The following is a 25,005-nucleotide window of genomic DNA, read 5'->3' on the forward strand; positions in this document are numbered from 1 at the left end:
TGATGTGGGGGATTTAATACATCATAATAAATTAAAAGTAAAAATGTTTTTCTCTACCGAAATAAAAGGAAGGCTAGCCCCACCCAACCCTCCCCGGAAGGGAGGCCTTTAAGAAAGAATGATTTAAAGTCTCCCCTACTGGGGGAGATTTAGAGGGGGCTAAATTATATGCCCCCCTTAACTTAATGACATTGCCCATGCTGCGCGCCTCGTGATTTAAATTAAGCTTGTTAATTATTGACACGGGCAACCGAAAACGGGATTCATCAGTATCTATAATGAAACTTATTATTAAATAATATGTTAACTTACAACAAACCAATATATCCACTAACATGAAAAAACTAAGTTATGTATTCATGATCTCGGCGGCGGCAGTAGCCTTCCAATCATGTAACCATGGTGCAAAAGACGCAAAAGATAGCGCCGACAGCCTTAACAAAACTAAAGACACAACCACTAATGTTGCTGCAACAGGCGGGATAGCGGTAACCAGCGATGATGCTAAATTTGCTACCACAGCGGCAAACGGTGGCCTTGCCGAAGTTGCATTAGGTAAATTAGCACTTACCAAAACTACCAACCAGGCTATTAAAGATTTTGCCAATATGATGGTCACCGATCATAGTAAGATAAATGATCAGCTGGCGGCCATTGCCAAAGCCAAAAATATTACGCTGCCTGCTGAACCGGATAGCGCGCACCTGAAAAAAGCTGATGATTTAAGCAAATTGAGCGAAGCTGATTTCGACAAACAATATGTAAGCGCGATGATTGATGGCCATAAGAAAACTTTAGATCTGATGAACGACGAAGCTAAAAATGGTAAAGACAGTACATTGAAAGCGTTCGCCGCCCAAACAGCCCCAAAGGTGCAAATGCACCTGGACGCTATCAACAAAATAAAAGATAATATGAAATAAGCCTAAAAAGCTTAAACAAAAAAAGCCAGGCGATTTCGTCTGGCTTTTTACGTCATAATACAGCGACTTTTTACTAATTTTATTAGTAATTATTGTTTGTTTATATCAAAATAAGTATTACATTTGTATTGGATTGGGGTGTCACCTGGTCGGCAAGAATGCCAATATTGAAATATATATTGGCTTTTTGTTTATGGGAAAATCTTAAGACCAAAGTTTTTATCCCCTTTGTTGTATATTTTGCCTTTTATAAGGTCATAAGCAGGGTTAGCTCTTTTTGAATCTATTACAAATCTTGCTATTGGATATGCAATTAAATCAGCTAATTGAAGTCCATTTACATTCTGACTCTTACTTCTAAAGTTTAATTTCAACCCCAAGTATTTTAATCTTTCAGGCGAGATATATCCAGTTCCACGTGCCATTAGTTTTTGCCAGTGCTCTGTTAATTTCTTGTCTTCTTTTTTACCTCGCCTTTCTATAACGATTTGAACATTATTATTAGTAGGTGTATCATCAAGATAAAAAACGGTTCTTTCGATTATAAATGACAAGGATATTTCATAGACACTATTTCCCAATTTGCCATATCTTGCAATATATTCCTCTTTATTTATAGCGGATGCAAATACTGTATAATCAGATTGTTTTATAATATTATTTAACGATTCATAAAATTCTTTTTTGACTTCCAAATCAAATAATATTTGAAATTCTTTATTGCATTTCCGTATATCACTCGAATGAAATACAACTAATTTATTGCCCCATAATTTATTTTTTAGTTCGTTGATAGCGTCTCTTATTTTGTAATAATCATTTTCATGTATTAGTACTCCACACAATATAAAGACAGGAAATGACGGGTCAACGGTTATTAATCCATGATCGCCACTTTCATCTAAAAATAAAAAGTATCGGTCTCGTTGATCCATTTGGAATTATCAAGGCATCTAATATAATCAATTTTGCCATTCGTTCTTCGTCTATAACTAAATAAGCCATCCGTTAACTAACGGATGGCTTATTTAGCTGCCTCTTGAGAGTGGCAGGGGGTGTGTTCTACATCAAGTTTACACCCAGCAAATCAAAATATTACAAATAAGATTGCAATAACCTTGATTTTGAATTTTGCCTTAAGCGTAATAACGCTTTATCTTTTATCTGGCGAACACGTTCGCGGGTTAAGTTAAATTTCTCGCCAATTTCTTCAAGAGAGTGTGGCGCGGTGCTGTTTAAACCGAAGAACAATACTAATACTTGTTTTTCGCGTTCAGCTAAAATACCTAATGAGCGTTTAATCTCCTGAGATAATGAATCTGTGATCAGGTCGCTGTCTGTTCCTGCATCGCCGCTTTGTAAAACATCTAATAAGGTGTTTTCCTCACCGGTGATAAAAGGAGCATCTACCGATACGTGACGACCAGCGTTTGATAACGCGTCCGAAATTTTATCAGCAGTAGTTTCCAAATCCTCAGCCATTTCTTCAGGCGTTGGTTCACGCTCAAATTGCTGCTCTAATTTAGAGTGCGATTTACGTATCTTACTTAATGATCCTACCTGGTTTAATGGTAAACGCACAATTCTTGATTGCTCTGCAACAGCAGAAAGTATTGATTGGCGAATCCACCATACAGCGTATGATATAAATTTAAATCCTTTAGTTTCATCAAAACGCCTTGCCGCTTTAATTAATCCTAAGTTGCCTTCGTTAATAAGGTCGCCAAGGGTTAAGCCCTGGTTCTGATATTGTTTGGCTACCGACACCACAAAACGCAAATTCGTTTTGGTAAGGCGTTCCAAAGCAGCCTGGTCACCCTCGCGTATCTTTTGGGCCAGTATCACTTCTTCCTGCGCAGTTATCAAATCTACCTTTGCAATCTCACTCAGGTATTTATCAAGTGATTGTGATTCGCGGTTGGTAATCGATTGGGTTATCTTTAGTTGTCTCATATTATTGCTGCAAAGGTAATTAAAGTTATGTGGATTGAACGTAATTAAATAACTGCCTGTGTCATCCGAATATTATTTGTAAAAAACGGGCTTTTAAGGCATTTTTGCTTGTTTTTGAGGATCTATCTATTCACTTTGCATATATTTTATCTAAATTTCATTGTGCGGTTCAGGGTTATAACGCTTAAAAGTTACATAAAACATACGCGTTTTACGATTTTTTGCGCGGATAGTTAATAATTAGTCGCGGGTTTTTTATCACATTTCAATAGTTATAAACAATGCTGTTGCAATTTGTTATTAATCAAATTCTTACAAAATTCATGGTTCTGCCAATAAATTTAAAATGCCAGTAACCCCTAACATGCAACATGCCCTTTTTATCAATCGTAGCCGACGCGTTCCATTCCCTCCCGTGCCGCGAATCATAAACCATACCATCTTCCCAGGTATGGGTATCGGTATCGTATTTAAGGCCGCTTAAAACACTCATGCCTAAAATTTTACGGTCGCGTAACGCGGGGTCGGGGTTGTGTATATCTTTCCAGTAATCCAGTGGCTTGCCATCGGTATCACTAAACCAAATTATTTCTGCCCTAAACTCATTATCATGCATGTAAACCTTTATATCCAGCTCCTTATCTGTCGACTCCCATTTGCCACAAATCCTTTCCTCTTCTTTTAAGGTTTGTGCCTTTGTATTACCTGCGGCAAAAACTATCAGCATAAAAAGTAAAATGCAATACTTAACAGGCACACACATATAAATATAACGATTATTTGAGCAATTAGTTTAATTGCTGTGTCACAATATTATAGGTAATACGTAAACGCGGCATTATTGGGTACAACTTTAAAGGCTGATTTTTGTTCATGATATATGATAAAGCAAACCCCACCACCTGATAGTCAGCTTAAGTCCTCGTTAGAGTTTACGAAAACACCTACCGACAAGTTTGCCATTTTTACTACCAATGTGTTAGGAAGCATGACTTTTCTGCTGTGTAGTTTAGCTTTTTTCGCGGCATGGATCATCTGGAACCTGTTCGTGCCCAACTCGTTCGACCGTTTTCCTTTCCCGGTACTGGAGATGGTGGTATCCCTGTTCGCCATCATCCTGTCGGTAACCGTGCTTATTAACCAAAACCGGCAGGGGCATATGGATAAAATACGCCAGCAGGTCGAGTTTGAAGTAAATGTTCGTGCCGAAAGCGAGATTACCATGATGCTGAATATGCTGCACGAGATCCATCAAAAGCTCGGCCTGAAAACAGAAGAAGATAAAGAGCTGGAAGAAATGAAGGAGATGACTGACGTAAAGCAAATTCATCAAACCATTGATGAGGAGCAATCAGGGGGGCAACAATAAGCCTGCAAATTAATGTTTCGTCTTTGTTGTTTCCATCACATAGGTGTGCGGAAGATGGAAAAAAGGAAGCGTTGGCCTTGTGCGATTCCCGCCTTGGGCTGGGGACTATATAATTAAGTTAAGGGGAAATAATTCTTCACCCTCTTTCCGGCTTGCCGGAGAGAGGGTCGAACAGCGCAGCACATTCGGGGTGAGTCGACTGTTCATCATGCATTTGCGGCAATGTCGCTCGTATAATTACTCACCCGGTCCTTGCTTCGCTCGACCACCCTCTCTTTTGCAAGCAAAAAAGAGGGGATTAAAAACGAAGATGCAATCTTCCGAACATCAACAGAGGCGGGAGTGACAACAAGCCGGCCAATTTCGTGTTCAAATACAATTGTTAACACTTATCAACACTATTTTTAAAAACCCTTTCCACATATCCATTTTTTCCCTTACATTTGCGGGCTAATTGTAGCTCAGTGAAATCGCTTAGGATATACGCTATTCCTTTTACAGGTTTAAAGTTAGGCAAGCATCAGTTTGAGTTTGATGTTACAGATAGTTTTTTTGATGAGTTTGATTACTCTCTCGTAAAAAAAGCAAACCTGAAATGTGTTGTTGAGCTGGAAAAACAGGAAACATTAATTATCCTGGACTTCCGTATCACCGGCCACATCGACTTAGCCTGCGACCGTTGCCTGGCGCCATATCCGCAGCCGCTTGATATAAGCGAGCAGCAGATAGCGAAGTTTAGTGAAGAGGAGATTGATGAGGACGATGAGATCATCACGTTGGGTAAAAGTGATCACGAGATCAACATAGCCCCGCTGATTTATGAATATATTAACGTCGCGGTGCCTTTTGTAGCCAGTTGCGGCAACGAGGGTAACACCGAGTATTGTGATAAAGAAATGCTGGACAGCCTTAACAAGCTTGCAGTAAATAATGAACCAGAAGACGAGATAGTGGACCCACGGTGGGACGCGCTCAAAAAAATTAAATAATAATAAAATTAAGTTATGCCACATCCAAAGCGCAAAATATCCAAATCAAGAAGAGATAAACGCAGGACCCATTACAAAGCTGTAGCGCCTACTTTAACAACTTGTAGCACTACCGGCGCGGTACACTTGCCACACAGAGCATATACTGTTGATGGTAACGTTTACTACAACGGTAAATTACTGATTGAGAAAGCAGCTGTAGCCTAAGTAATTTTCTGCAAATGAAGATCGGCTTAGATATTATGGGGGGTGATTTTGCCCCCGAAGCAGCCGTTTTAGGCGCGATATTGGCCCATAAAGCCTTATCCGGCCCAAAGCTAGTGCTTATAGGTGATAAGGACAGCGCCATAAAAATTCTTCAGGAAAACAACTATAACCCCGATAATTTCGAGTTTGTACACACAACCGAAGTTATTGGCATGGGCGAGCATCCCACAAAAGCCATTGTTCAAAAACCCGACTCTAGTATTAGCGTCGGGTTTAAACTGTTGAAGGAAGGAGCCATACAGGCCTTTTCTTCTGCTGGTAATACCGGTGCTATGCTCGTTGGTTCCATGTTTAGCATAAAAGCTATCCCGGGTGTGTTGCGCCCGTCTATTACTTCTATCGTTCCTCAGGTTAAAGGTGGGTTCGGTATCCTGCTTGATGTTGGCGCCAATGCCGATTGCAAGCCCGATATGCTGGTCCAGTTTGCCACATTAGGCGCATTATATGCGGAGTATGTTTACAAAATTGCTAACCCAAGGGTTGGTTTGGTAAACATTGGCGAGGAAGAAGAAAAAGGTAATATCCTCACACAAGCTACATTCCCGTTGTTAAAGGCCGCGAGCCATTTAAACTTTGTGGGTAATGTGGAGAGCCGCCATCTTTTTGATGATGTGGCCGATGTAATGGTTTGCGACGGGTTCACCGGCAATACCATTATCAAACTTTCCGAATCTTTCTATGAAATTGCCCGTCGTAAAAACATCAATGATGTGTTTTTCGATATGTTTAATTATGAGCAATATGGTGGTAGCCCAATATTAGGGGTGAACGGCGCGGTGGTTGTAGGCCACGGAATTTCGCCGCCCGAGGCTATCAAAAACATGGTACTTTTGTCAAAAACAGTATTTGAAAGTGGTGTGGTTGATAAGATCACGCAGGCGTTTCAATAAAAAATATATATATGAGTAAAATTCATGCGGCTATTACTGCTGTAAACGGTTACGTTCCTGAATATATTCTAACTAACGACGAGCTCGCAACAATGGTGGATACCAACGACGAGTGGATCATGAGCCGCACAGGCATAAAAGAGCGCCGCATACTAAAAGGCGAAGGCCTGGGTACATCGGATATGGCAGTTCCTGCTGTTGAAGGTTTACTAAAAAAACGCGGCATCAGCGCCGAAGAGATCGACCTGATCATCTTCTGCACCACCACACCCGATTTACCTTTCCCTGCTACCGCGAACATTTTAGGCCATAAAATTGGCGCTAAAAACGCTTGGGGGTTTGATTTACAGGCCGCTTGTTCAGGTTTTTTATTTGGACTGACAACAGGTGCCCAGTTTATCGAGAACGGCAAACACAAAAAAGTATTAGTAGTGGGTGCCGATAAAATGTCGGCCATGATAGATTATCAGGATCGTGCTACCTGCATTATTTTTGGTGATGGCGCGGGCTGTGCCCTGCTTGAGCCGAATACCGATGGTTACGGTTTGATCGATTCTGTATTAAAAAGCGATGGCGCGGGTATCCCTTACCTGCACCAAAAAGCAGGCGGTTCAATAAAACCTGCCAGCCACGAAACTGTTGACGCCCGCGAGCACTATGCTTACCAGGAAGGTCAGGCAGTATTCAAATTCGCGGTTACCAATATGGCCGATGTTGCTGCCGAAGTAATGGAACGCAATAACCTTGTAGCAGATGATATTGCGTGGTTAGTGCCACACCAGGCCAACAAACGTATTATTGATGCAACCGCTAACCGTACCGGTGTAAGTGCCGATAAGGTTATCATCAATATTGAAAAATACGGTAATACCACCAATGCCACCATCCCTTTATGCTTATGGGAGTGGGAAAATAAATTTAAAAAAGGCGATAACCTGTTATTTGCCGCTTTTGGTGGCGGGTTTACATGGGGTTCACTTTATTTAAAATGGGCCTATAATTCATAATTTTTGATGTGCAGATGTGCTGATATGCAGATGTGCAAATAGAAAAACAAACAAATAAACTTTATTAAAAATGTTTTGTTTATTTGTTTGTAGTAACTCACTAACTTAATTAAATCTAACTAATTAAAAATCTGCACATTTGCATATCCGCACATTTGCAGATAACTAAAATCAATTCCTCAGCATGGATATTAAACAAATACAAGACCTAATTCGCTTTGTTGCCAAATCAGGAGTAAACGAAGTTGCTATTGAGCAGAATGAGTTTAAAATAACCATTAAAACTAACCAGGCCGCAACGTATGTTAACGCAACTGTACCTGTTGTTGCCCACCAGCCTTTGGCTGCTGCTGCCGCGCCTGCACCTGTAGATCCTATCGCTAATGCTGCTGCGCCTGTTGCTGTTGATGACAATTCAAAATACGTAACTATCAAATCACCAATGATCGGTACTTTCTATCGTTCAGCAAGCCCTGATAAACCAATGATGGTTAATGTTGGCGACGAGATAAACACTGGCACTGTACTTTGTATTATTGAAGCGATGAAACTGTTTAACGAGATCGAATCTGAAATATCAGGCCGTGTTGTTAAAATATTGGTTGATAACGCATCGCCTGTTGAGTACGACCAGCCATTATTTTTGGTTGAGCCTAAATAATATTAATAATAGGTGCACAACACCTATTGTTGACAATTAATTTCATTAGTTCTTAAACACAAAAACTGTGACGTCAATTACAATCGGTGAAGGCAATAAAGATCATACTATGTTTAAAAAAATATTAATAGCTAACCGTGGTGAAATTGCCCTGCGAATCATTCGTACCTGCAAAGAAATGGGTATTAAAACCGTAGCTGTTTATTCTACTGCCGACCGCGATAGCCTGCACGTACGTTTTGCCGATGAGGCCGTATGTATTGGCCCGCCGCCAAGCCGCGATTCTTACTTAAATATCCCGAATATCATTTCAGCCGCTGAGTTAACCAATGCCGATGCAATCCATCCTGGCTACGGTTTCTTATCTGAAAATGCTAAATTTTCCGCTATTTGTGCCGAGTACGGCATCAAATTTATAGGCGCTACTGCTGCGCAGATCAATTCCATGGGCGATAAAGCTTCGGCTAAAGAAACCATGGAAAAAGCTGGTGTACCTATCGTACCGGGTTCCAAAGGTTTGTTGCAAAGCGTAAAAGAAGGTATCTCCATCGCTAAAAAAATAGGCTATCCCGTAATACTTAAAGCAACTGCCGGTGGTGGTGGCCGCGGTATGCGTATTGTTTGGAAAGATGAAGAATTTGAAGCAGCCTGGGATTCAGCTAGAGCAGAATCAGGTGCCGCTTTCGGTAACGATGGCATGTACCTGGAGAAATATGTTCAGGACCCTCGCCACATCGAGATCCAGGTAGTTGGCGATCAGTATGGTAAAGTTTGCCATTTATCTGAACGCGATTGCTCTATCCAGCGCCGTCACCAAAAATTGGTTGAGGAATCTCCTTCACCATTCATGACCGAAAAACTCCGTAAAAAAATGGGTGAGGCTGCCATCAAAGGCGCTAAAGCTGTTAAATATGAAGGGGCAGGTACGGTTGAGTTTTTGGTTGACAAGGACCGCAACTTCTATTTTATGGAGATGAACACCCGTATACAGGTGGAGCATCCCGTAACTGAGGAAGTAATCAACTTCGATTTAATAAAAGAACAAATAAAGGTTGCAGCAGGCATCCCGATATCAGGCAAAAACTACGAGCCAACCATGCACGCCATCGAGTGTCGCATCAACGCCGAAGATCCTGCTAACAACTTCCGCCCGTCACCGGGTAAAATAACCAACTTCCACTCTCCGGGTGGTCACGGTGTGCGTATTGATACCCATGTGTACAGCGGTTACGTTATCCCGCCTAACTACGACTCGATGATAGCCAAGGTGATCTGCGTTGCGCAAACACGCGAAGAAGCCCTGAGCACTATGGAACGCGCCTTAAGCGAATTTGTGATAGAAGGAGTAAAAACAACCATTCCTTTCCACCTGAAATTACTGCAGGACCCTAATTTCCGTGCTGGTAACTTCACCACCAAATTCATGGAAACTTTTGAATATTCAGAATAATTAAAACTGAAGCAATAAGTTAAAACGTAGATAACGTTTACTACACGGTATTCAAAAAATCAGATGAGCGAGAAAAACATAGTGCAGGCAATAAAGGACAAAGGAAAGACAATGGAATCTGAAATGTCTTTCTTCGACCATCTGGAAGCACTAAGGTGGCACTTGATGCGCTCAGCTATTGGTGTAGTTGTTTTTACTGGTGTCGCTTGGTATTTTTATGATTTTATCTTCGGGACCATCATCATGGGCCCAATGCATCCCGATTTCTGGACGTATCGTATGATGTGTAAGTTCGGCAACGGATTTTGCATCACCCATATTAACGGTACTATCATAAACACCGAAATGGCCGGGCAGTTTATGCTTAAAATAAACTCCTCCATATTAATAGGCATCATATTGGCTGTTCCATACATTTTATGGGAGATATGGCGTTTTATAAAACCCGCTTTACTGGATAAGGAACGCAAAGCTGCAAGCGGCTTTGTTTTTTATGCCTCTATCCTTTTTATTATAGGCATATTGTTCGGCTACTATGTTATAGCCCCTGAATCTATTTCTTTTTTGGCCGCGTACACTGTTAGCCCTACCATTCATAACACGTTTACCATCAGCTCCTACCTTTCTATGGTAGCCACAATTACCCTGATAATTGGTATCGTGTTCGAGCTTCCTATCTTAATCTATATTCTTGCCTCAATAGGTATATTATCAGGTACATTCATGCGTAAAACCCGCAGGTATTCGATAGTTATTCTGCTGATTGTCGGCGCTATTATATCGCCATCGCCAGATTTTCTGACTACCATGATAGCAACAGTACCGTTGTTTGCATTGTACGAGGTAGGTATAGTAGTAGCCTCTATTGTCGAAAAACGTCGCCTTAAAAAGCACGAAGAGATAATGGAATCATAAGCCACTAATTTTCGCAAAATATTTATCTTAGCCCCTTAATCATTACAAACTAAAATGAAAGAGGGACTAAGAATTGCCATTGGTGCAGATCACGCAGGATTCGACTATAAACAACCTTTAGCAGCGGCATTAACTACCGCCATCGAAATAAGGGATTTTGGCACTTATTCCGTCGATTCTGTTGACTATCCCGACTTTGCCCACCCTGTAGCCCTCGCTGTAGAAAGCGGCGACTACGACTTAGGTATACTGATTTGTGGCAGCGCTAATGGTGTAGCCATGACCGCCAATAAGCATCAGGGCATCCGTGCAGCCATTTGCTGGAATACCGAATTAGCTTGCCTTGCACGCCAGCATAATAACGCCAATGTTGTTTGTATCCCGGCCCGGTTTATTTCTATCGACGAAGCAAAAGCAATCATAAACATGTTCCTGTGCACCGATTTTGAAGGTGGTCGCCACGCCAACCGTGTAAACAAAATGAGCTGCTAAGAAGCGGTTTAAAAAACTATTGAATATCATTTTATATAAACACAAAAACCAAACGTCATTGCGAGGAACGAAGCAATCTCTACATAGGCAGGGCGTTTGGAAAGGTATTGAATCTGCGGAGCAACTCTGTAAAGTATAGAGATTGCTTCGTACCTTACAGCAATGACGATAGTTTTATTGTTTTTAGACACTTTCCAATGTTTAAAATTAATAGGTTGCGCACCTACGGCCAATATCATTAAGTTAAGAAAAATATTTTTTCACCCTCTTTCCGGCTTGCCGGAGAGAAGGTCGAACAGCGCAGCGCATTCGGGGTGAGTCAACTGTGGGCCTGGCGGTTTGCGTCAATGTCGCTTGTATGCTTTACTCACCCGGTCTTAGCTCCGCTCGACCACCCTCTCTATCGCTTCGCGACAAAGAGGGTAAGAAGCAACAAACAAAAAAAGGCAACCGGATCATCTCCAATTGCCTTTTTCTATATCTATGAAATCACCTCAAAAATCGGTGAAATTCAGAAGAAATATTATTCTGAATCTATCGACTGTAATTGTCCTTCAGGTAAATGATGACGGAACCTATCAGTAAAAGGAGATTTGTGAGTGAATGCACCGGCAATAAATACCAATCCGCCTATTAAAACTTGTGGCCAAACCACTTTATCAGAAAAATGGAAAATAAATGGTGACATCAACAAGAACGAACCCATAATCACATCTAAAAATAAATGCATTTCCATTGGCATTTGTTTAATAAACCCATGCTTATTATTGCTGAAAACAGCCATAATAAATTCTATCCATCCAAACAACAAAGGCAAAAATAAAGCCGCGCCGCCTAATTTATAAAAACCTAAAGCCCATGGGCTGCCTAATAACAAAACAACTGCTAACCAGTTGATAACTCCGTAAGTTGATAGTGAAATGAATGGTTTCATTCTGCTTTTTATTTTTATTTACTAATAACGCTGCTAAATTAATAATTTATAGCGTGAGTTTGTTTTGAAAGTTGAAATTTTATTTGAAAGCATGTTCAATAATAATTCTTTACCCTAAAATATACTCCTATTCGCCCCGCCATCAACCTGTATAGTAGTCCCCGAAACATAGGCAGCCTGTTCCGAAGCTAAAAATACCACCATTGCAGCAAGTTCTTCAGGCTTACCAATTCTTCCCAATGGAATAGCTTTGGCCTTTTCTTTTAAGGCCGCATCGGGGTCAACGCCTTTAGGAACGGTATGCTTTATCCTGTCAGTTAGTATCAAGCCCGGCGCTACATTGTTTACGGTAATATTATATGGCCCGAATTCATCAGCCATTAACTTAGCCATCCCAACAATACCCATTCGCATACTGGTTGATAGCACCGAATTTGCTAATACCGACTTCACCGACCCACTCACAATATTAATAATACGCCCATTACCCGATTCTTTTAAATAAGGCAAAACCAATCTGCTCATATGCGCTACGCTCAGTAAATTCAGCTCAAAAGCCTTTTGCCAGGCGCTTTCATCAAAGTTTTCAAACTTATCAAATGGTGGCCCGCCGGCGTTATTTAGTAAAATATCTATCCGCCCAAAAGCAGCAGCGGCTTTTTTAACAAAGGCCTCAATATCCTCACTCTTGCTCACATCAATCGGGATAGCCACTACCTCGTTACCGGTTTGCTTTTTGATTTCGGCGGCAGTTTTATTTAACTCATCCACGTCGCGCGAGCCAATAATAACCTTTGCGCCTTCGGCGGATAGCATGGTGGCAATTGCCCTGCCTAATCCTTTACTGGCAGCTAATACGATAGCTACTTTGTTGGTGAGTTTTAAATCCATTACCTAAGCCTTGTTTAGTAGTTTTTCAATTTTCTTGGTTCTGATATATTGAGTAATTAAAAACGCCCCCGATAGCCATATCCATGTCCAATACTCATAAATAAAGGCCCAATAAATAAATATCGGAACTATTACCAACCATTCAATTACCATTACAAGTAAGATGTTGTTTTTTATAAATGAAAAAAGGATTAAATCTAACAGAACTATGGCTAACATAAATGCAGCTATAAATATCAAACCATAGCTAAGCAGGAAAAAAGGTATACCCAATAATAATCCCCCAATTGTCCCGAGCCAGCTATCAAATCCATGGTAACAAATAATATTTATAATTGCTGATATTTCCAAGCATATATAAAAGCCCAATAAGTGAATTAAGTTTGTTAGTAGGACTTTACCGGGATTGTGAATATCAAAGGCCATAAGCGAAGATACATTTCCCAAACAATAATTATAGACACTTCCCTCACCTCTTTACGCCGCAGGCGAAGAGAGGTCGGCTAGCGCAGCGTAGCCAGGTTAGTCAATCGTCACCATGCTTTCCTCTTGATTCTTTTTTAACTAAATTTGATGCAATGATTAAAAAACTGATCCGCAGCTTTGGCTATGCATTTAAAGGTTTGGCTTATGCAACCAGAAGTCAACTCAACTTCAGGATACATTTATTTGCATCAGTTATAGCAATTGCCTTAGGGTTCGCTCTAAATATAGCAACAACCGAATGGCTATGGATTGCGCTGAGCATTGCTATAGTTTTACTAACCGAGCTCACCAATACCGGCATCGAAACACTAACCGACCTGGTATCCCCAGGTTATAACGAGAAAGCAGGCCATGTGAAAGATATATGTGCCGGGGCGGTAGTTGTGGCGGCCTGTTTCGCGCTGATTGCCGGTATCGTAATCTTTCTGCCTAAACTCATCCTTGTTTTTCATCATGCTGCATAAAACGCGGGCTATTGTATTTAAAACAACCGATTACGGCGAAAGCAGTGTCATCGTTCAGCTTTTTACCGAAAAATTTGGAATACAGTCCTACATCATCAATGGTGTAAAAAAGCCGCGCGCCAAAATAACCGGCAATATGCTGCAGCCCCTGCATTTGCTGGATGTAGTGGTTTATCATAAAAATAACAACAGCATACAACGGATCTCCGAGTTAAAGAATTCGCCGGTATTATTATCGCTGCCTTATGATGTAATAAAAAGCTGTATAGCTATTTTTTTGAACGAAGTGCTGTACAAAGCTGTTAAGCAGCAAGGCACAGATGAAAGTTTATTTGGTTTTGTTTTTAGCTCGATAGAGTGGCTGGATCACCAGGCGGAAGGTTTGGCGAATTTGCACTTACTGTTTTTAATTCAGCTTACGCGATACCTGGGCTTTTACCCCGATACCACATTTGCCGCCAATGCCGAATATTTTGATATGAAGAACGGCGTTTTTACCCGTTACAAACCGGATAGCTTTTCGTATCTGTCGCCACCGCATACACGCAATTTTTATAATCTGCTGGAATGTAGTTTTGAGAATAGCCCCCAATTAAAGTTAACTAACGACGACCGCCGCTACCTGCTGAATAAGTTGTTAGAGTATTATGCTTTGCATATTGAAAGCTTCGGGAATATCCGCTCCCAGGCCGTGCTCGAAGAGGTTTTGAGCTGATCCCGAAATTTTGGGCAAAAAAAAAGAGATAGCTTTCAGACTGTCTCTTTTTTTCATTTTAACTGACCTCATTATTATATCATAAAGAACAAGCTTGTTAGACCGATAATAACAATAGCACAAATATATAATTTGAAACAATACTTGTATAATTTTTTTACATTTTTTAACAAAAAAGTTGCTGAAAAACAACAAAATCAACCCGGTTTAAAGCATAAATCACTCAAAAAAATATAATATTCATTGTTAATTACCCCAATAAAAGACCTTTTTTATGAAAAATGACTTAAAACGACCTTTATCATTGTAAAAATTGAAAAAATGCATATTTTTTGATTGTTTCAGAGGGGAAAGCCTTCAAAATAAAATTTTTGTCACCTGGGTTAATATTTACTTCCGGTTTCATTAAAACCAGCAACTGTCATAATATCCAATACCTGCTGTTAAGCCATTTATATTAACTAACTTAGAAAAAACCCATAATTGTGGTTTAAAACCCTCTCCACTTAGGCATTGCCATTAATCTGCTACGGTAATATTTAAGCTTTATGCTAATTGAAAAATCATGAGTAAAGACAAAAAAAATATGCCCAACCCGGTAGGGAAAAAGGGGCCATCCGACTATCAGTCTGGTAAAACCTCGACGGCTAAAACTGAAATTGCACCCCCGACAAAAAAGAAAAAATAATGATAAACGAAACGATTGAACGCAAAGCGAAAATGTATGTATACGATTTGAACAACTGCGCTACTGAAAATGGTTTTAAACCCGATGAAACATGGGAATTTAGCCTGGCAACTGATCTGGAAAAGGTAGCTCTCGAAAAGAAATACTTCCCAACTATATCTGCTAAAGTATTGCCTGAGTTTTTATCTGAGTTATTTCACCAGGTTAAATCGCAGTTGGTACACGTAAAATACAATGCCGAAAAAGCGGGTACCCACAACGTAACCGAAAGCGGTTTGCAATATTTAATTGCTTACAACCCAAACAGGTTAAGGCACTAAATAAATACTGTTAGGTGGTTGTGGATGAGGTAGCTCGCCACAATTTCCACCACGGCAGCCACGGCGCATCATGATGCTCATAGTGGTAGCCAAAAAAATAACAGGAAAAAAATGCCAGCACATGGTTCTTAGCCTGGCTGCGCGATTGGTGCTTATTATTATGTTCGCCCTTATGGGGCAGGTATGTGCCAAAATAAAACAGCTGCAAGGTGCTTAGTAATGATGGCATCACCCAAAACAGCAGCAAATTAGCCTGCGGAATCCACAGCTTCAAAACATTAAACAGCACCGCCATCACCACTATTTGCCAAACCGATAAATAATTGCGGATAAACCGTACATACCACTGCACAAAGTTGCCTCCGTGATAATCCGGATCTTCGGCAGTATGTACATGCTCATGGTGTTGATGGTGCTTGGTATATAATTTAGGGTACCAAAATGATGCATAAAGCAAAGTACAAGCATAACCCACTAAATTATTCAAAGTTTTGTTGGGTGATACCGAGCCATGCATGGCATCATGCGCGGTGATGAATAAACCGGTATACAAATGCATCTGCACCAAAATAAACATGTAAAGTAAAGGATTAGCAAAATTGACCCGCCACTGCATCAACAAAATAATAGATACAGCCCAACACCCCAGTACCATTAAGGCAACTAATAAACCAATATTGGAGAGTGATTTTTGCATGATCTATATAATATGTCATTGCGAGGAACGAAGCAATCGCGAACTATGCAGAGCCCTTTTCTACGTGAGATTGCTTCGTTCCTCGCAATGACAAGCTTAAATAAAAGGGGAAAGGGTAGACCTAAAACGCTTCCAGCGCTGCCTTAACTTCCTGCATCAACCACATTGGGGTTGATGTAGCGCCGGCTATACCTACACTATCACCCGGTGTAAACAGATTAACATCCAATTCGCCGGATGATGAGATGAAGTATGTATTAGGGTTGTTCTTCAGGCATACTTCATAAAGCACCTTACCATTTGATGATTTACGACCCGATACAAATACAACCTTATCAAACTTTTGGGCAAATTTAGGCAGGTCCTTATCGCGGTTACTCACCTGGCGACAAATGGTATCGTTCGCTTTCAGGTTATAGCCACGGGCAATCAATTCATCCTTTACGCCATAAAACTTATCCATGCTTTTGGTGGTCTGGCTGTAAAGCGTAATGTTCTGCGGAAGTTCCACATTATCCAGCTCAGCAATATCCTGAAAAACCAGAGCTTCATTATTAGTTTGGCCCTGTAAACCTATAACCTCGGCATGGCCATGCTTGCCAAATATTAATATTTTTTCGTTTTGGTCGAATGATGATTTGATGCGATTTTGCAGCTTCAATACCACTGGGCAGGATGCATCAATCAGTGTAATGTTATTCTCTAAAGCAGTACGGTAAGTATCAGGAGCTTCGCCATGCGCGCGGATGAGTACTTTTTCGTTACGCAAATCCTTCAGCGCGTCATGCTCAATAATACGCAGGCCTTTTGCCTTCAGGCGTTCAACCTCTTCGTCATTATGTACAATATCACCAAGGCAATACAGGTAGCCCTCTTCTTCCAGTATTTCTTCCGCCATATCAATGGCATAAACCACCCCAAAGCAAAAGCCCGAATCCTGGTCGATAGTTACCTGTAAATTATGTGCACCCATAGTATTACAAAATTACGTTAAAATATTTATATGATAAATTACGTATTTTGACTCTAGTCTCAGTTCGGATTTTACTCATTTAGTAGCTTAGCTTTCTGAGTGTCATATTCAGATTGCGTTATGGCGCCGCTATCTAAAAGGCCTTTCAGCTTTTTTAATTTATCAAACTGATCGTCTGATTGTTGAACAACTGCCATGTTATCGGTTGAAGAACACGGAACTACCTCGCAAGCTTGTATAGCATCATCAATGGTTAAAACATAATTGGTTATGTTGCCACCGCCAACTGTAAAGTAATATTTTACAATGCCTTGTATTTTACCTGTTTTTATTTTCTTAATTATAACAGCGGTATTAGCATAGCCACGCCCTATATTTAATTGGTTCGGGCCTGCATTTGCATCATAATTTAAAACAGCTCCCCAGCCTCCCATTTGTAGATAAAGAAAGGTACCACTTGGCGACGATCCTCTTCCCAATCTTACCGTATCGCCCAGCTTGTAGGTAATGCCATTAACGGCCTTGTATTCTGTTAATTTTTGCGCATTACAAACAAAAGAGAAACAAATTAGCAATAATAAAGTAACTGTTATTTTCATGTTGTGATTGGTTTAGGGCACTAAAATAGTAAAAATGCAAATGATCTTTAAACGGGATGTTGATTTCTCCTCCTGGTTTTTAAATCTTTTTCAAGGTAGAGTTATCGCCCCTAAGCAATAATCCATTAGCGCTTTGACTCACCCGGTTTTCGCTCAACCTTTCCCTCTCTTTCGCTGCGCGACAAAGAGGGAGTGAAAACTTTTTTTTCCCCTCTTTCCGCCGAAGGAGAAGAGAGTTGACCAGCGCAGCGAAGTCGGGGTGAGTTAAATAGCCAACAACGCCATAAAAAACACAAACTGCACCAATAAAAATACCGGTGCAACCACACCCTGCTTTCTGAAACCAAACTTTTCAAAAACAAAAAGCATTGCTGCGCTAGCCAAAAACCAGCTGAGATAATTTTTAAGCGGAACAGTGTTATTCGTCCAGTGCCAGTAATCAAAGTGTTGTGCCACGGGCTCAATAATCAAATCCAGCAGCACCAAAATAATGGCGCCAAAAATTACTCTTATTAATATACTTCTGATCCTTGTGCGTTGCATCAATACCCCTGCCGAGTAGATCAGCAAAAACCAATTCACACCAATTATTAAAGGTATTTCATCTGCTTTTAGTCCTAATGTTTGCCCGTAGCTATAATCGCCAAAGATCCAGTGCATGTGCACGCCCAACCACTCCACAATTATGCTGCTTATAAATATCAGCAGGGCAAATAATATAAACTTACCCTCCATTGGGCGGTGACTGCAAATAATCACCACCAGCATTAATAATATGTGCCAGGGTACTATCTGTAAAAAAAGTGGGCGCATAGTTGGAAACGCAAAGCCAATTAAACCAACAACATGAAATATTATAATAACCAATATAAGTAGGCCTTGCTCTCTTCGGGTCGATTCGTGCGGGTTTAGTTTCAAACCTGGCGCCCCTTCCATACCGTTGTTCTGGTTAAATGTTTTTGTATCGCCATAAATGCAATAATAGTTAAATTGATCATTTGCAGCGGATGGAGCAATACATTTAACCAGGCATTCTGGCTTGCAGATAATGAGATCATAATACGGGTTAATATAATTAAGCCGATCATAAATACGATCAGCTGCAAATTCAGGGTCATCATAACAATCATCGGTCCGCCAATAATAATAACCAAGTAGATAAGCAGCGTAATAATGCTATAATTAAAACCCGCCAAAAAATTCTTGCTGAAGCCATTCACCGCTTCAGTATAACTTTTATACATGCGGCAGCTGATCATGCCGTTAGCCAGCAAAGCCTCACCGTTATAGCCCGACGCTTTTACAATCCGCATAATTTCTACATCCTCAACCACCCGATCCTTAACTTGTTTGTGCCACTCGTTTTTTCGGTAGATTTCAGCATCAAATAGCATAAATTGCCCGCTTGCTGCCGCTACCGTGCTGTTTTTAACCAAATAAACCAGCCGAAGCGGTAACAGGTTCAATAAAATATAATGCATTAACGGCACAACCGATTTTTCACCAAAAGTATCCATCTGCTGGTTGGTAAACAGGCTCAGCAAGCCCAGATTATATAGGCGCATACGATGAATAGCACTATTCAATAAACTGTTATTAACCTTTTCATCAGCATCTAAAAACAAAAAGTAATCGCCTTTGGCCTCCTCGGCCAATTGGTGGCAGGCATAGTTTTTACCCAGCCAGGTATGGGGTAACTTTTTACCTTTAATAACGCGGAATTGATGGTGCCTTGCCGCGAATTCTTCGCAGATACTATAAGTATTATCATCAGATCCATCATCCAAAATGATCACTTCATAATCAATATAATCCTGATCATAAATTGATTGCAATAGCGTTAAAATATTATCCTGCTCATTACGTACCGGTATTAAAACAGATACAAGTTGCGTATAAGGCCTTTTTACATGCGGCAATTTGGGGTTCGACATGAAGTTGAACAACGTAACCGTGAACCGTAATACAATAAAAATAAAAGTTATAAAAATGGCTACTATCACTGTTCAATATCTATTTCGGTTTGCAGCAGCTTTGATGCCGTGTAATGCTGCTGGTAGGCCTGTTGTAAATCATTAATGGTTTTATCGGCATAATTTACCGTTTCTTGTTTTAAATAAACGGTTGCGGTGGGTTTTTTGTGTTTAAAGTACTGCACAAATGTAGCGGCGAACACCAATTGCACATCCGGATTTGTTTTTTGGATGATATTTAACACCCCTTTTTCAAAATGTACCTGCTCCACAAAATTGGAGTATAATTTACCCTGCGGAAACATCAGCACCACATTCCCCGGCTCATTTAATAGCCCAGCGGCATAGTTTAATGATTCAATTATTTCCCTTGGCTTTTTCCCTACCGAAAACGCCCTGCCGTATTTTAAAAAACGATCCTTGCGCATGGTCTCTTCCAAAACCATTACATATGCTTTCTTCTTAAACAGGCGTTCATTCACACAAAATAAGATCAGCGAATCCCAAAAACTAAAGTGGTTGGCTATTAAAAGGATGGATTTTGAAGGATCAAGACTAATTTCGTCAAAAACTACTTCATCAAAACTCCTGCTAACTATCCGTTTTACATACCATTTAAAAAACCAAAATAGGATGCTGCTTTGTTTTGGGTAGATCATAACCGATTATAAATGTATATGATCCGCTATTGTTTTCGTAGCCCCGGTATTTTGCATTACATAATCCTTCACCTCCCGGCAGGTTTCATTATAGCGCTGTATATCTTCCGTAATATAAGCTACGGTAGCTTTTAACTCGGGTTCATCATTAATGCTGTAACCACCTTTAATGCTGATCAAATCCTTAGCTTCCTTAAACTTATCATAATTTGGCCCGAATATCACCGGCAAACCAAAAGCCGCAGCCTCTAAAGTATTATGTATCCCCACACCAAAACCACCACCTATAAAAGCCACATCAGCATATTGATAAAGCGATGACAGCATCCCAATATTATCAATAATCAATGTTTGATAAGCCCTCTCTAAAGCTCCCCCGGTTGGGGAGACTTTTGTATCAGTAGTTATTAAAAGCCCTCCCTTCTGGGGAGGGTTGGGTGGGGCTTTCACCGCAATCTGCGAATGCCGAATTACCGAATTTAATGGCAATAAACTAATCAGCTTTTCAATTTTATCCTCTCCAATTTCATGCGGCGCGAAAATGAATTTCCAATCCGCGTAATCTTTCACCAGCGTAGCTACCAAGGCTTCATCATCGGGCCAGGTACTGCCTGCTATAAATAATTTATGATCGTTTTTAAATTGATTGATTACGGGTAACTCAGTAGGATGCTGCGCATTCGCCCAAACCCTATCGAAACGGGTATCGCCGCTAACTTCCACATTGCTTACGCCAAGGGTTTGCAGTAATTCTTTTGATGTGGTATCCTGCACAAAAAAGTACGTTACAAAGCCCAGCATCTTGCGGTGCAAGCCCCCGTACCACTTAAAAAATACCTGCTCCGGCCTGAATATCCCTGAAATAACATACAGCGGGATCTCTCTTTTATGCAGTTCGTTAAAATAATGATACCAGTACTCATACTTAGTAAATATTGCTGCTTCGGGATTTATAGCTTCAATAAATTCACGGGCATTGCTCGCGGTGTCAAGCGGTAAATAGTAAACGGTATCGGCAAGGGGCGTATTCTTCCTGATCTCGTAACCCGATGGCGAAAAGAACGTTACCACGATTTTTGTTTCAGGTTGATTCTTTCTTGCATGCTCCAGCAAAGGCCGCCCCTGCTCAAACTCGCCCAGCGAGGCGAAGTGAAACCATAAACTTTTTTCAAACTTTTTGTAAACAACGTTGTTCCGACCTGTGAGCCAGAGTTTGGCTTTCTTATTGAAAAATGAGGCAACGTATATAGCGCAGAAGTATAAACTGATACCTATATTATATATTAGCAGCATTATTTTGATTTGATTATCTTCGTCGGTATAAAAGTATAACAATAATTACAATACATCTTTATGAAAATAGCTGTTGTAGGAACAGGGTACGTTGGGTTAGTTACAGGCACCTGTTTAGCAGAAACGGGCAACCAGGTAACCTGCGTTGATATAAACGAACAAAAGGTTAAAATGATGAAAGAAGGCAAGTTGCCTATATATGAGCCCGGCCTCGAGATACTTTTTCATCGTAATATAAGTGAAAACAGGTTGCAGTTTACCACCAACCTTGCAGACGCGATAGCTGATGCCAAAATTATTTTCCTGGCACTGCCAACTCCTCCGGGGGGTGACGGCTCTGCCGATTTAAGCTATGTATTAGGCGCGGCAAAGGATATTGCCAAATTGGTTAAGGATTATAAAGTTATCGTAACCAAATCAACCGTACCGGTTGGCACTGCCGATAAAGTTACCGCTGTTTTAAAAGCGAATACAACCGTGGAGTGCGCGGTAGTATCAAATCCTGAGTTTTTGCGCGAAGGTGTTGCTGTTGAGGATTTCATGAAACCCGACCGTGTAGTAGTTGGTACTATGGACGAGCGTGCCCGCAAGCTAATGGCTGAATTATATGCTCCATATGTACGCCAGGGTAACCCGGTTATTTTTATGGACGAGCGCTCTTCCGAGCTTACAAAATATGCTGCCAACTCATTCCTGGCTACCAAAATATCATTCATGAACGAGGTTGCTAACCTTTGCGAACTGGTTGGTGCCGATGTAGATATGGTAAGGCGCGGTATTGGTGCTGATGAGCGTATCGGAAAACGTTTCCTATTCTCGGGTATTGGTTACGGCGGTAGCTGCTTCCCGAAGGATGTGCAGGCGCTGGCAAAATCAGCCGAAGAAAATAAATATGATTTCAAGATCCTGAATGCTGTTATGGATGTTAATGAGATCCAGAAGAAAGTATTGGTTGAAAAACTAAGGAATTATTATAAAGATGGTTTAAAAGGCAAAAAATTCGCGCTTTGGGGTTTAGCGTTTAAACCAGAAACTGATGATATACGCGAAGCACCTGCTTTGTACATTATTGATGAGTTGTTAAAAGATGGTGCCGAAGTAATTGCTTTCGACCCTGAAGGTATGCCAAATATTAAAAAATTATTAGGCGATAAAATAACCTACGCTACCGGCCGCTACGAAGCGCTTGAAGGTGCTGACGCGTTATTGATCATCACCGAGTGGTCGGTTTTCCGCACACCGGATTTTGATCTGATCAAAGAAAAATTAAAAGCGCCTGTTATTTTTGATGGTCGTAATTTGTACGATTTGGATAGGGTAAAAGAGTGTGGGTTTTATTATAACAGTATAGGCAGAAAAGTAGTTAGCTAAATGGCACGTAAAACAATATTAATTACCGGGGCAGCCGGCTTTTTAGGTTCGCATTTATGCGACAGGTTTATAAAAGAGGACTATAAAGTTATCGCGATGGATAACCTGATAACAGGTGATCTGCGCAACATCGAACATCTTTTCAAACTGGAAAATTTCGAGTTTTATAACCACGATGTTTCCAAATTTGTATATGTACCCGGCGATTTGGATTATATCCTGCATTTCGCGTCGCCTGCAAGCCCTATCGACTATTTAAAGATTCCTATCCAAACATTAAAAGTTGGTTCATTAGGTACCCATAACTTGTTAGGCCTGGCGCGTGCTAAAAAAGCGCGTATGCTAATCGCCTCAACATCCGAAGTTTATGGCGACCCGAACGTGAACCCGCAACCCGAAGAATATTGGGGTAATGTAAACCCTGTTGGTCCTCGCGGTGTATATGATGAAGCTAAACGTTTCCAGGAAGCGATCACCATGGCTTACCATACATTCCACGGTTTAGAAACCCGTATCGTACGTATATTTAACACCTACGGCCCGCGTATGCGCCTGAATGATGGTCGTGTATTGCCTGCTTTCATAGGTCAGGCTTTAAGGGGCGAACCATTAACCATGTTTGGCGATGGCTCACAAACCCGTTCTTTTTGTTATGTAGATGATCTGATTGAAGGCATCTTCCGTTTATTGCACAGCGATTACGCGCAACCAATGAACATCGGTAACCCTGACGAGATCACCATTAAACAATTTGGCGATGAGATTATCAAATTAACAGGCACCGATCAGGAAATGATAAGCTTACCTTTACCAACAGATGATCCAAAACAACGCCGCCCTGATATTACCAAGGCAAGGGCTATTTTAGGCTGGGAGCCAAAAGTATCGCGCAGCGAAGGCTTAAAGATCACTTACGAATACTTTAAATCATTGCCTGAAAAAGAAATTCTGCATAAAGACTTTACCTACTACAATAAATAATGGCTAAAATATTAGTTACCGGCGGGCTGGGATTTATCGGCTCACACACCGTGGTTGAACTGGTAAATTCAGGCTACGAACCTGTTATTATCGACAACCTGTCGAATTCAGATATTAAAATACTAGATCAGCTTACCAAGATCATTGGCTACAAACCATCCTTTTATCAGCTTGATCTTTGTGATGAAAAAGCCGTAAAACAACTGGCTGAAAAAGAGCCCGATGTTACCGGGATTATCCACTTCGCGGCTTACAAAGCTGTGGGGGAATCCGTTCAGCAGCCGCTAAAATATTATCGCAATAACTTTTCTTCGATGCTGAATTTATTGGAAGCCTATTACGGAAAACCTTTAAATTTTGTGTTCTCATCAAGCTGCACCGTTTACGGCCAGCCCGATGAATTGCCCGTTACCGAAAAGGCACCTGTAAAAGCGGCACAATCACCGTACGGGAATACCAAACAGGTTGCCGAAGAGATCTTGAAAGATATGGTCGCGGCTGGTAGTAACTATAAAGTTATTTCGCTACGTTATTTTAACCCGGTAGGGGCGCATGACTCTGCATTAATTGGCGAATTGCCAATAGGTGTACCACAAAACTTAGTGCCATTCATCACCCAAACTGCCATAGGAAAACGCGAAAAAATCACTGTATTCGGCAACGATTACAATACACCCGATGGCAGTTGCGTTAGGGATTACATCCACGTAGTTGATTTGGCTAAGGCACACGTTGCCGCGTTAAAATTAATGGAACAGCCTGAATTTAAAGGTTATGATGTATTCAATATCGGCACAGGGCAGGGGACTACCGTATTGCAAATCATCCACGCATTTGAAAGTGCTACGGGTGTTAAGCTGAATTATAGCATAGGCCCCCGTCGCGAAGGTGATGTAGAGCAGGTTTGGGGCGATGTAACTAAGTCGACCCAAAAGCTTGGCTGGACTGCAGAATTAGGCATAGGCGACATGATGCAATCTGCCTGGGAGTGGGAAAAATATATAAAACAAAACCCATTAAGTTAGTTAATGGTTATTATGGGTAA

The 25,005-nt window shown here is 40.9% G+C and carries 29 protein-coding genes; 17 read left to right on the forward strand and 12 right to left on the reverse strand.

Features of this window, described 5'->3' with window-relative positions; genetic code table 11:
• Positions 1-335 precede the first annotated feature (335 nt).
• Complete coding sequence (locus GSQ74_RS05310) at positions 336-923, forward strand: DUF4142 domain-containing protein (RefSeq protein WP_158990812.1); 588 nt, start codon at positions 336-338, stop codon at positions 921-923.
• A 191-nt stretch (positions 924-1,114) separates the two neighbouring features.
• On the opposite strand, the gene GSQ74_RS05315 is transcribed toward GSQ74_RS05310, so the two are convergent.
• The 3 genes from GSQ74_RS05315 to GSQ74_RS05325 all read right to left on the reverse strand — a co-directional run bounded on the left by GSQ74_RS05315 (position 1,115) and on the right by GSQ74_RS05325 (position 3,603).
• Entirely contained in the window at positions 1,115-1,858 is a 744-nt protein-coding gene (locus GSQ74_RS05315; protein ID WP_158990814.1) for a DUF3800 domain-containing protein, read from the reverse strand.
• A 160-nt stretch (positions 1,859-2,018) separates the two neighbouring features.
• Positions 2,019-2,876 (reverse strand): RNA polymerase sigma factor RpoD/SigA, encoded by an 858-nt coding sequence (locus GSQ74_RS05320; protein ID WP_158990816.1) that lies wholly within the window; start codon positions 2,874-2,876, stop codon positions 2,019-2,021.
• 304 nt (positions 2,877-3,180) lie between these two features.
• Positions 3,181-3,603 carry a DUF2147 domain-containing protein gene (locus tag GSQ74_RS05325; protein ID WP_158990818.1) on the reverse strand — a complete coding sequence of 141 codons (423 nt, stop codon included), beginning with the start codon at positions 3,601-3,603 and terminating at the stop codon, positions 3,181-3,183.
• A gap of 153 nt (positions 3,604-3,756) precedes the next feature.
• Between GSQ74_RS05325 and GSQ74_RS05330 the strand changes: the two genes are divergently transcribed.
• The 9 genes from GSQ74_RS05330 to rpiB all read left to right on the forward strand — a co-directional run bounded on the left by GSQ74_RS05330 (position 3,757) and on the right by rpiB (position 10,916).
• Positions 3,757-4,245: a DUF1003 domain-containing protein gene (locus GSQ74_RS05330; RefSeq protein WP_158990820.1), complete on the forward strand. Its 489-nt coding sequence runs from the start codon at positions 3,757-3,759 to the stop codon at positions 4,243-4,245.
• 464 nt (positions 4,246-4,709) lie between these two features.
• Positions 4,710-5,234 carry a DUF177 domain-containing protein gene (locus tag GSQ74_RS05335; protein WP_158990822.1) on the forward strand — a complete coding sequence of 175 codons (525 nt, stop codon included), beginning with the start codon at positions 4,710-4,712 and terminating at the stop codon, positions 5,232-5,234.
• Between the two features lie 15 nt (positions 5,235-5,249).
• Positions 5,250-5,441 (forward strand): 50S ribosomal protein L32, encoded by a 192-nt coding sequence (gene rpmF / locus GSQ74_RS05340; protein WP_158990824.1) that lies wholly within the window; start codon positions 5,250-5,252, stop codon positions 5,439-5,441.
• 14 nt (positions 5,442-5,455) lie between these two features.
• Positions 5,456-6,391, forward strand: coding sequence for a phosphate acyltransferase PlsX (gene plsX, locus GSQ74_RS05345; protein WP_158990826.1), 936 nt, complete (start codon positions 5,456-5,458; stop codon positions 6,389-6,391).
• 11 nt (positions 6,392-6,402) lie between these two features.
• Positions 6,403-7,398 (forward strand): beta-ketoacyl-ACP synthase III, encoded by a 996-nt coding sequence (locus tag GSQ74_RS05350; protein ID WP_158990828.1) that lies wholly within the window; start codon positions 6,403-6,405, stop codon positions 7,396-7,398.
• 184 nt (positions 7,399-7,582) lie between these two features.
• Entirely contained in the window at positions 7,583-8,059 is a 477-nt protein-coding gene (accB, locus tag GSQ74_RS05355) for an acetyl-CoA carboxylase biotin carboxyl carrier protein (protein WP_158990830.1), read from the forward strand.
• A gap of 109 nt (positions 8,060-8,168) precedes the next feature.
• The gene (accC, locus tag GSQ74_RS05360) at positions 8,169-9,509 is read left to right on the forward strand and encodes an acetyl-CoA carboxylase biotin carboxylase subunit (RefSeq protein WP_158991753.1); all 1,341 of its coding nucleotides are present in this window, start codon (positions 8,169-8,171) and stop codon (positions 9,507-9,509) included.
• A 63-nt stretch (positions 9,510-9,572) separates the two neighbouring features.
• Positions 9,573-10,424: a twin-arginine translocase subunit TatC gene (gene tatC / locus GSQ74_RS05365; protein WP_158990832.1), complete on the forward strand. Its 852-nt coding sequence runs from the start codon at positions 9,573-9,575 to the stop codon at positions 10,422-10,424.
• 54 nt (positions 10,425-10,478) lie between these two features.
• Positions 10,479-10,916 (forward strand): ribose 5-phosphate isomerase B, encoded by a 438-nt coding sequence (gene rpiB, locus GSQ74_RS05370; protein ID WP_158990834.1) that lies wholly within the window; start codon positions 10,479-10,481, stop codon positions 10,914-10,916.
• Between the two features lie 523 nt (positions 10,917-11,439).
• On the opposite strand, the gene GSQ74_RS05375 is transcribed toward rpiB, so the two are convergent.
• Both GSQ74_RS05375 and GSQ74_RS05380 read right to left on the reverse strand, forming a co-directional pair.
• Entirely contained in the window at positions 11,440-11,850 is a 411-nt protein-coding gene (locus tag GSQ74_RS05375; RefSeq protein WP_158990837.1) for an SPW repeat protein, read from the reverse strand.
• 114 nt (positions 11,851-11,964) lie between these two features.
• Positions 11,965-12,741, reverse strand: coding sequence for an SDR family oxidoreductase (locus tag GSQ74_RS05380; protein WP_158990839.1), 777 nt, complete (start codon positions 12,739-12,741; stop codon positions 11,965-11,967).
• Between the two features lie 578 nt (positions 12,742-13,319).
• On the opposite strand from GSQ74_RS05380, the gene GSQ74_RS05385 reads away from it, so the two are divergent.
• The 4 genes from GSQ74_RS05385 to GSQ74_RS05395 all read left to right on the forward strand — a co-directional run bounded on the left by GSQ74_RS05385 (position 13,320) and on the right by GSQ74_RS05395 (position 15,414).
• A complete protein-coding gene (locus tag GSQ74_RS05385) occupies positions 13,320-13,691 on the forward strand; it encodes a diacylglycerol kinase family protein (protein ID WP_254060812.1) in 372 nt (123 codons plus the stop codon).
• Positions 13,681-14,406 carry a DNA repair protein RecO gene (gene recO, locus GSQ74_RS05390; RefSeq protein WP_158990841.1) on the forward strand — a complete coding sequence of 242 codons (726 nt, stop codon included), beginning with the start codon at positions 13,681-13,683 and terminating at the stop codon, positions 14,404-14,406. Before GSQ74_RS05385 ends, recO begins: the two co-directional genes overlap by 11 nt.
• 565 nt (positions 14,407-14,971) lie before the next feature.
• Positions 14,972-15,094: a hypothetical protein gene (locus GSQ74_RS22860; RefSeq protein ID WP_256366261.1), complete on the forward strand. Its 123-nt coding sequence runs from the start codon at positions 14,972-14,974 to the stop codon at positions 15,092-15,094.
• Complete coding sequence (locus tag GSQ74_RS05395) at positions 15,094-15,414, forward strand: hypothetical protein (protein ID WP_158990843.1); 321 nt, start codon at positions 15,094-15,096, stop codon at positions 15,412-15,414. Before GSQ74_RS22860 ends, GSQ74_RS05395 begins: the two co-directional genes overlap by 1 nt.
• Before the next feature lie 10 nt (positions 15,415-15,424).
• Here GSQ74_RS05395 and GSQ74_RS05400 read toward each other — a convergent pair whose 3' ends face one another.
• The 7 genes from GSQ74_RS05400 to GSQ74_RS05430 all read right to left on the reverse strand — a co-directional run bounded on the left by GSQ74_RS05400 (position 15,425) and on the right by GSQ74_RS05430 (position 21,608).
• Entirely contained in the window at positions 15,425-16,111 is a 687-nt protein-coding gene (locus GSQ74_RS05400; RefSeq protein ID WP_158990845.1) for a fatty acid desaturase, read from the reverse strand.
• A 121-nt stretch (positions 16,112-16,232) separates the two neighbouring features.
• Positions 16,233-17,084, reverse strand: coding sequence for a 4-hydroxy-3-methylbut-2-enyl diphosphate reductase (locus GSQ74_RS05405; RefSeq protein WP_158990847.1), 852 nt, complete (start codon positions 17,082-17,084; stop codon positions 16,233-16,235).
• Positions 17,085-17,155: 71 nt separating this feature from the next.
• Positions 17,156-17,683, reverse strand: coding sequence for an SHOCT domain-containing protein (locus GSQ74_RS05410; RefSeq protein WP_158990849.1), 528 nt, complete (start codon positions 17,681-17,683; stop codon positions 17,156-17,158).
• A 264-nt stretch (positions 17,684-17,947) separates the two neighbouring features.
• The gene (locus tag GSQ74_RS05415; RefSeq protein ID WP_158990851.1) at positions 17,948-18,619 is read right to left on the reverse strand and encodes a carotenoid biosynthesis protein; all 672 of its coding nucleotides are present in this window, start codon (positions 18,617-18,619) and stop codon (positions 17,948-17,950) included.
• Positions 18,598-19,617, reverse strand: coding sequence for a glycosyltransferase family 2 protein (locus GSQ74_RS05420; protein WP_254060813.1), 1,020 nt, complete (start codon positions 19,615-19,617; stop codon positions 18,598-18,600). Before GSQ74_RS05420 ends, GSQ74_RS05415 begins: the two co-directional genes overlap by 22 nt.
• 65 nt (positions 19,618-19,682) lie before the next feature.
• Positions 19,683-20,315, reverse strand: coding sequence for a lysophospholipid acyltransferase family protein (locus GSQ74_RS05425; protein WP_158990855.1), 633 nt, complete (start codon positions 20,313-20,315; stop codon positions 19,683-19,685).
• Positions 20,316-20,321: 6 nt separating this feature from the next.
• Positions 20,322-21,608: a 3-deoxy-D-manno-octulosonic acid transferase gene (locus GSQ74_RS05430; protein ID WP_174236913.1), complete on the reverse strand. Its 1,287-nt coding sequence runs from the start codon at positions 21,606-21,608 to the stop codon at positions 20,322-20,324.
• Positions 21,609-21,668: 60 nt separating this feature from the next.
• On the opposite strand from GSQ74_RS05430, the gene GSQ74_RS05435 reads away from it, so the two are divergent.
• Genes GSQ74_RS05435 through galE form a run of 3 tightly spaced genes read left to right on the forward strand, consistent with a single transcriptional unit; the run spans position 21,669 to position 24,985 of the window.
• Positions 21,669-22,979 carry a UDP-glucose/GDP-mannose dehydrogenase family protein gene (locus GSQ74_RS05435; RefSeq protein ID WP_158990857.1) on the forward strand — a complete coding sequence of 437 codons (1,311 nt, stop codon included), beginning with the start codon at positions 21,669-21,671 and terminating at the stop codon, positions 22,977-22,979.
• Positions 22,980-23,960, forward strand: coding sequence for a UDP-glucuronic acid decarboxylase family protein (locus GSQ74_RS05440; RefSeq protein WP_158990859.1), 981 nt, complete (start codon positions 22,980-22,982; stop codon positions 23,958-23,960). It begins immediately after the preceding gene.
• Entirely contained in the window at positions 23,960-24,985 is a 1,026-nt protein-coding gene (galE, locus tag GSQ74_RS05445) for a UDP-glucose 4-epimerase GalE (protein ID WP_158990861.1), read from the forward strand. Before GSQ74_RS05440 ends, galE begins: the two co-directional genes overlap by 1 nt.
• Positions 24,986-25,005 lie beyond the last annotated feature (20 nt).

The sequence above is a fragment of the Mucilaginibacter sp. L196 genome (genome assembly GCF_009765905.1).
Lineage (GTDB): Bacteria > Bacteroidota > Bacteroidia > Sphingobacteriales > Sphingobacteriaceae > Mucilaginibacter.

Bases quoted from the DNA above. Each gene is read 5' to 3' on its own strand.
- GSQ74_RS05310 (WP_158990812.1), top strand. From the start codon at position 336: ATGAAAAAACTAAGTTATGTATTCATGATCTCGGCGGCGGCAGTAGCC.
- GSQ74_RS05315 (WP_158990814.1), bottom strand. From the start codon at position 1,858: ATGGATCAACGAGACCGATACTTTTTATTTTTAGATGAAAGTGGCGAT.
- GSQ74_RS05320 (WP_158990816.1), bottom strand. From the start codon at position 2,876: ATGAGACAACTAAAGATAACCCAATCGATTACCAACCGCGAATCACAA.
- GSQ74_RS05325 (WP_158990818.1), bottom strand. From the start codon at position 3,603: ATGCTGATAGTTTTTGCCGCAGGTAATACAAAGGCACAAACCTTAAAA.
- GSQ74_RS05330 (WP_158990820.1), top strand. From the start codon at position 3,757: ATGATAAAGCAAACCCCACCACCTGATAGTCAGCTTAAGTCCTCGTTA.
- rpmF (WP_158990824.1), top strand. From the start codon at position 5,250: ATGCCACATCCAAAGCGCAAAATATCCAAATCAAGAAGAGATAAACGC.
- plsX (WP_158990826.1), top strand. From the start codon at position 5,456: ATGAAGATCGGCTTAGATATTATGGGGGGTGATTTTGCCCCCGAAGCA.
- GSQ74_RS05350 (WP_158990828.1), top strand. From the start codon at position 6,403: ATGAGTAAAATTCATGCGGCTATTACTGCTGTAAACGGTTACGTTCCT.
- accB (WP_158990830.1), top strand. From the start codon at position 7,583: ATGGATATTAAACAAATACAAGACCTAATTCGCTTTGTTGCCAAATCA.
- accC (WP_158991753.1), top strand. From the start codon at position 8,169: ATGTTTAAAAAAATATTAATAGCTAACCGTGGTGAAATTGCCCTGCGA.
- tatC (WP_158990832.1), top strand. From the start codon at position 9,573: ATGAGCGAGAAAAACATAGTGCAGGCAATAAAGGACAAAGGAAAGACA.
- rpiB (WP_158990834.1), top strand. From the start codon at position 10,479: ATGAAAGAGGGACTAAGAATTGCCATTGGTGCAGATCACGCAGGATTC.
- GSQ74_RS05375 (WP_158990837.1), bottom strand. From the start codon at position 11,850: ATGAAACCATTCATTTCACTATCAACTTACGGAGTTATCAACTGGTTA.
- GSQ74_RS05380 (WP_158990839.1), bottom strand. From the start codon at position 12,741: ATGGATTTAAAACTCACCAACAAAGTAGCTATCGTATTAGCTGCCAGT.
- GSQ74_RS05385 (WP_254060812.1), top strand. From the start codon at position 13,320: ATGATTAAAAAACTGATCCGCAGCTTTGGCTATGCATTTAAAGGTTTG.
- recO (WP_158990841.1), top strand. From the start codon at position 13,681: ATGCTGCATAAAACGCGGGCTATTGTATTTAAAACAACCGATTACGGC.
- GSQ74_RS22860 (WP_256366261.1), top strand. From the start codon at position 14,972: ATGAGTAAAGACAAAAAAAATATGCCCAACCCGGTAGGGAAAAAGGGG.
- GSQ74_RS05395 (WP_158990843.1), top strand. From the start codon at position 15,094: ATGATAAACGAAACGATTGAACGCAAAGCGAAAATGTATGTATACGAT.
- GSQ74_RS05400 (WP_158990845.1), bottom strand. From the start codon at position 16,111: ATGCAAAAATCACTCTCCAATATTGGTTTATTAGTTGCCTTAATGGTA.
- GSQ74_RS05405 (WP_158990847.1), bottom strand. From the start codon at position 17,084: ATGGGTGCACATAATTTACAGGTAACTATCGACCAGGATTCGGGCTTT.
- GSQ74_RS05410 (WP_158990849.1), bottom strand. From the start codon at position 17,683: ATGAAAATAACAGTTACTTTATTATTGCTAATTTGTTTCTCTTTTGTT.
- GSQ74_RS05415 (WP_158990851.1), bottom strand. From the start codon at position 18,619: ATGGAAGGGGCGCCAGGTTTGAAACTAAACCCGCACGAATCGACCCGA.
- GSQ74_RS05420 (WP_254060813.1), bottom strand. From the start codon at position 19,617: ATGTCGAACCCCAAATTGCCGCATGTAAAAAGGCCTTATACGCAACTT.
- GSQ74_RS05425 (WP_158990855.1), bottom strand. From the start codon at position 20,315: ATGATCTACCCAAAACAAAGCAGCATCCTATTTTGGTTTTTTAAATGG.
- GSQ74_RS05430 (WP_174236913.1), bottom strand. From the start codon at position 21,608: ATGCTGCTAATATATAATATAGGTATCAGTTTATACTTCTGCGCTATA.
- GSQ74_RS05435 (WP_158990857.1), top strand. From the start codon at position 21,669: ATGAAAATAGCTGTTGTAGGAACAGGGTACGTTGGGTTAGTTACAGGC.
- GSQ74_RS05440 (WP_158990859.1), top strand. From the start codon at position 22,980: ATGGCACGTAAAACAATATTAATTACCGGGGCAGCCGGCTTTTTAGGT.
- galE (WP_158990861.1), top strand. From the start codon at position 23,960: ATGGCTAAAATATTAGTTACCGGCGGGCTGGGATTTATCGGCTCACAC.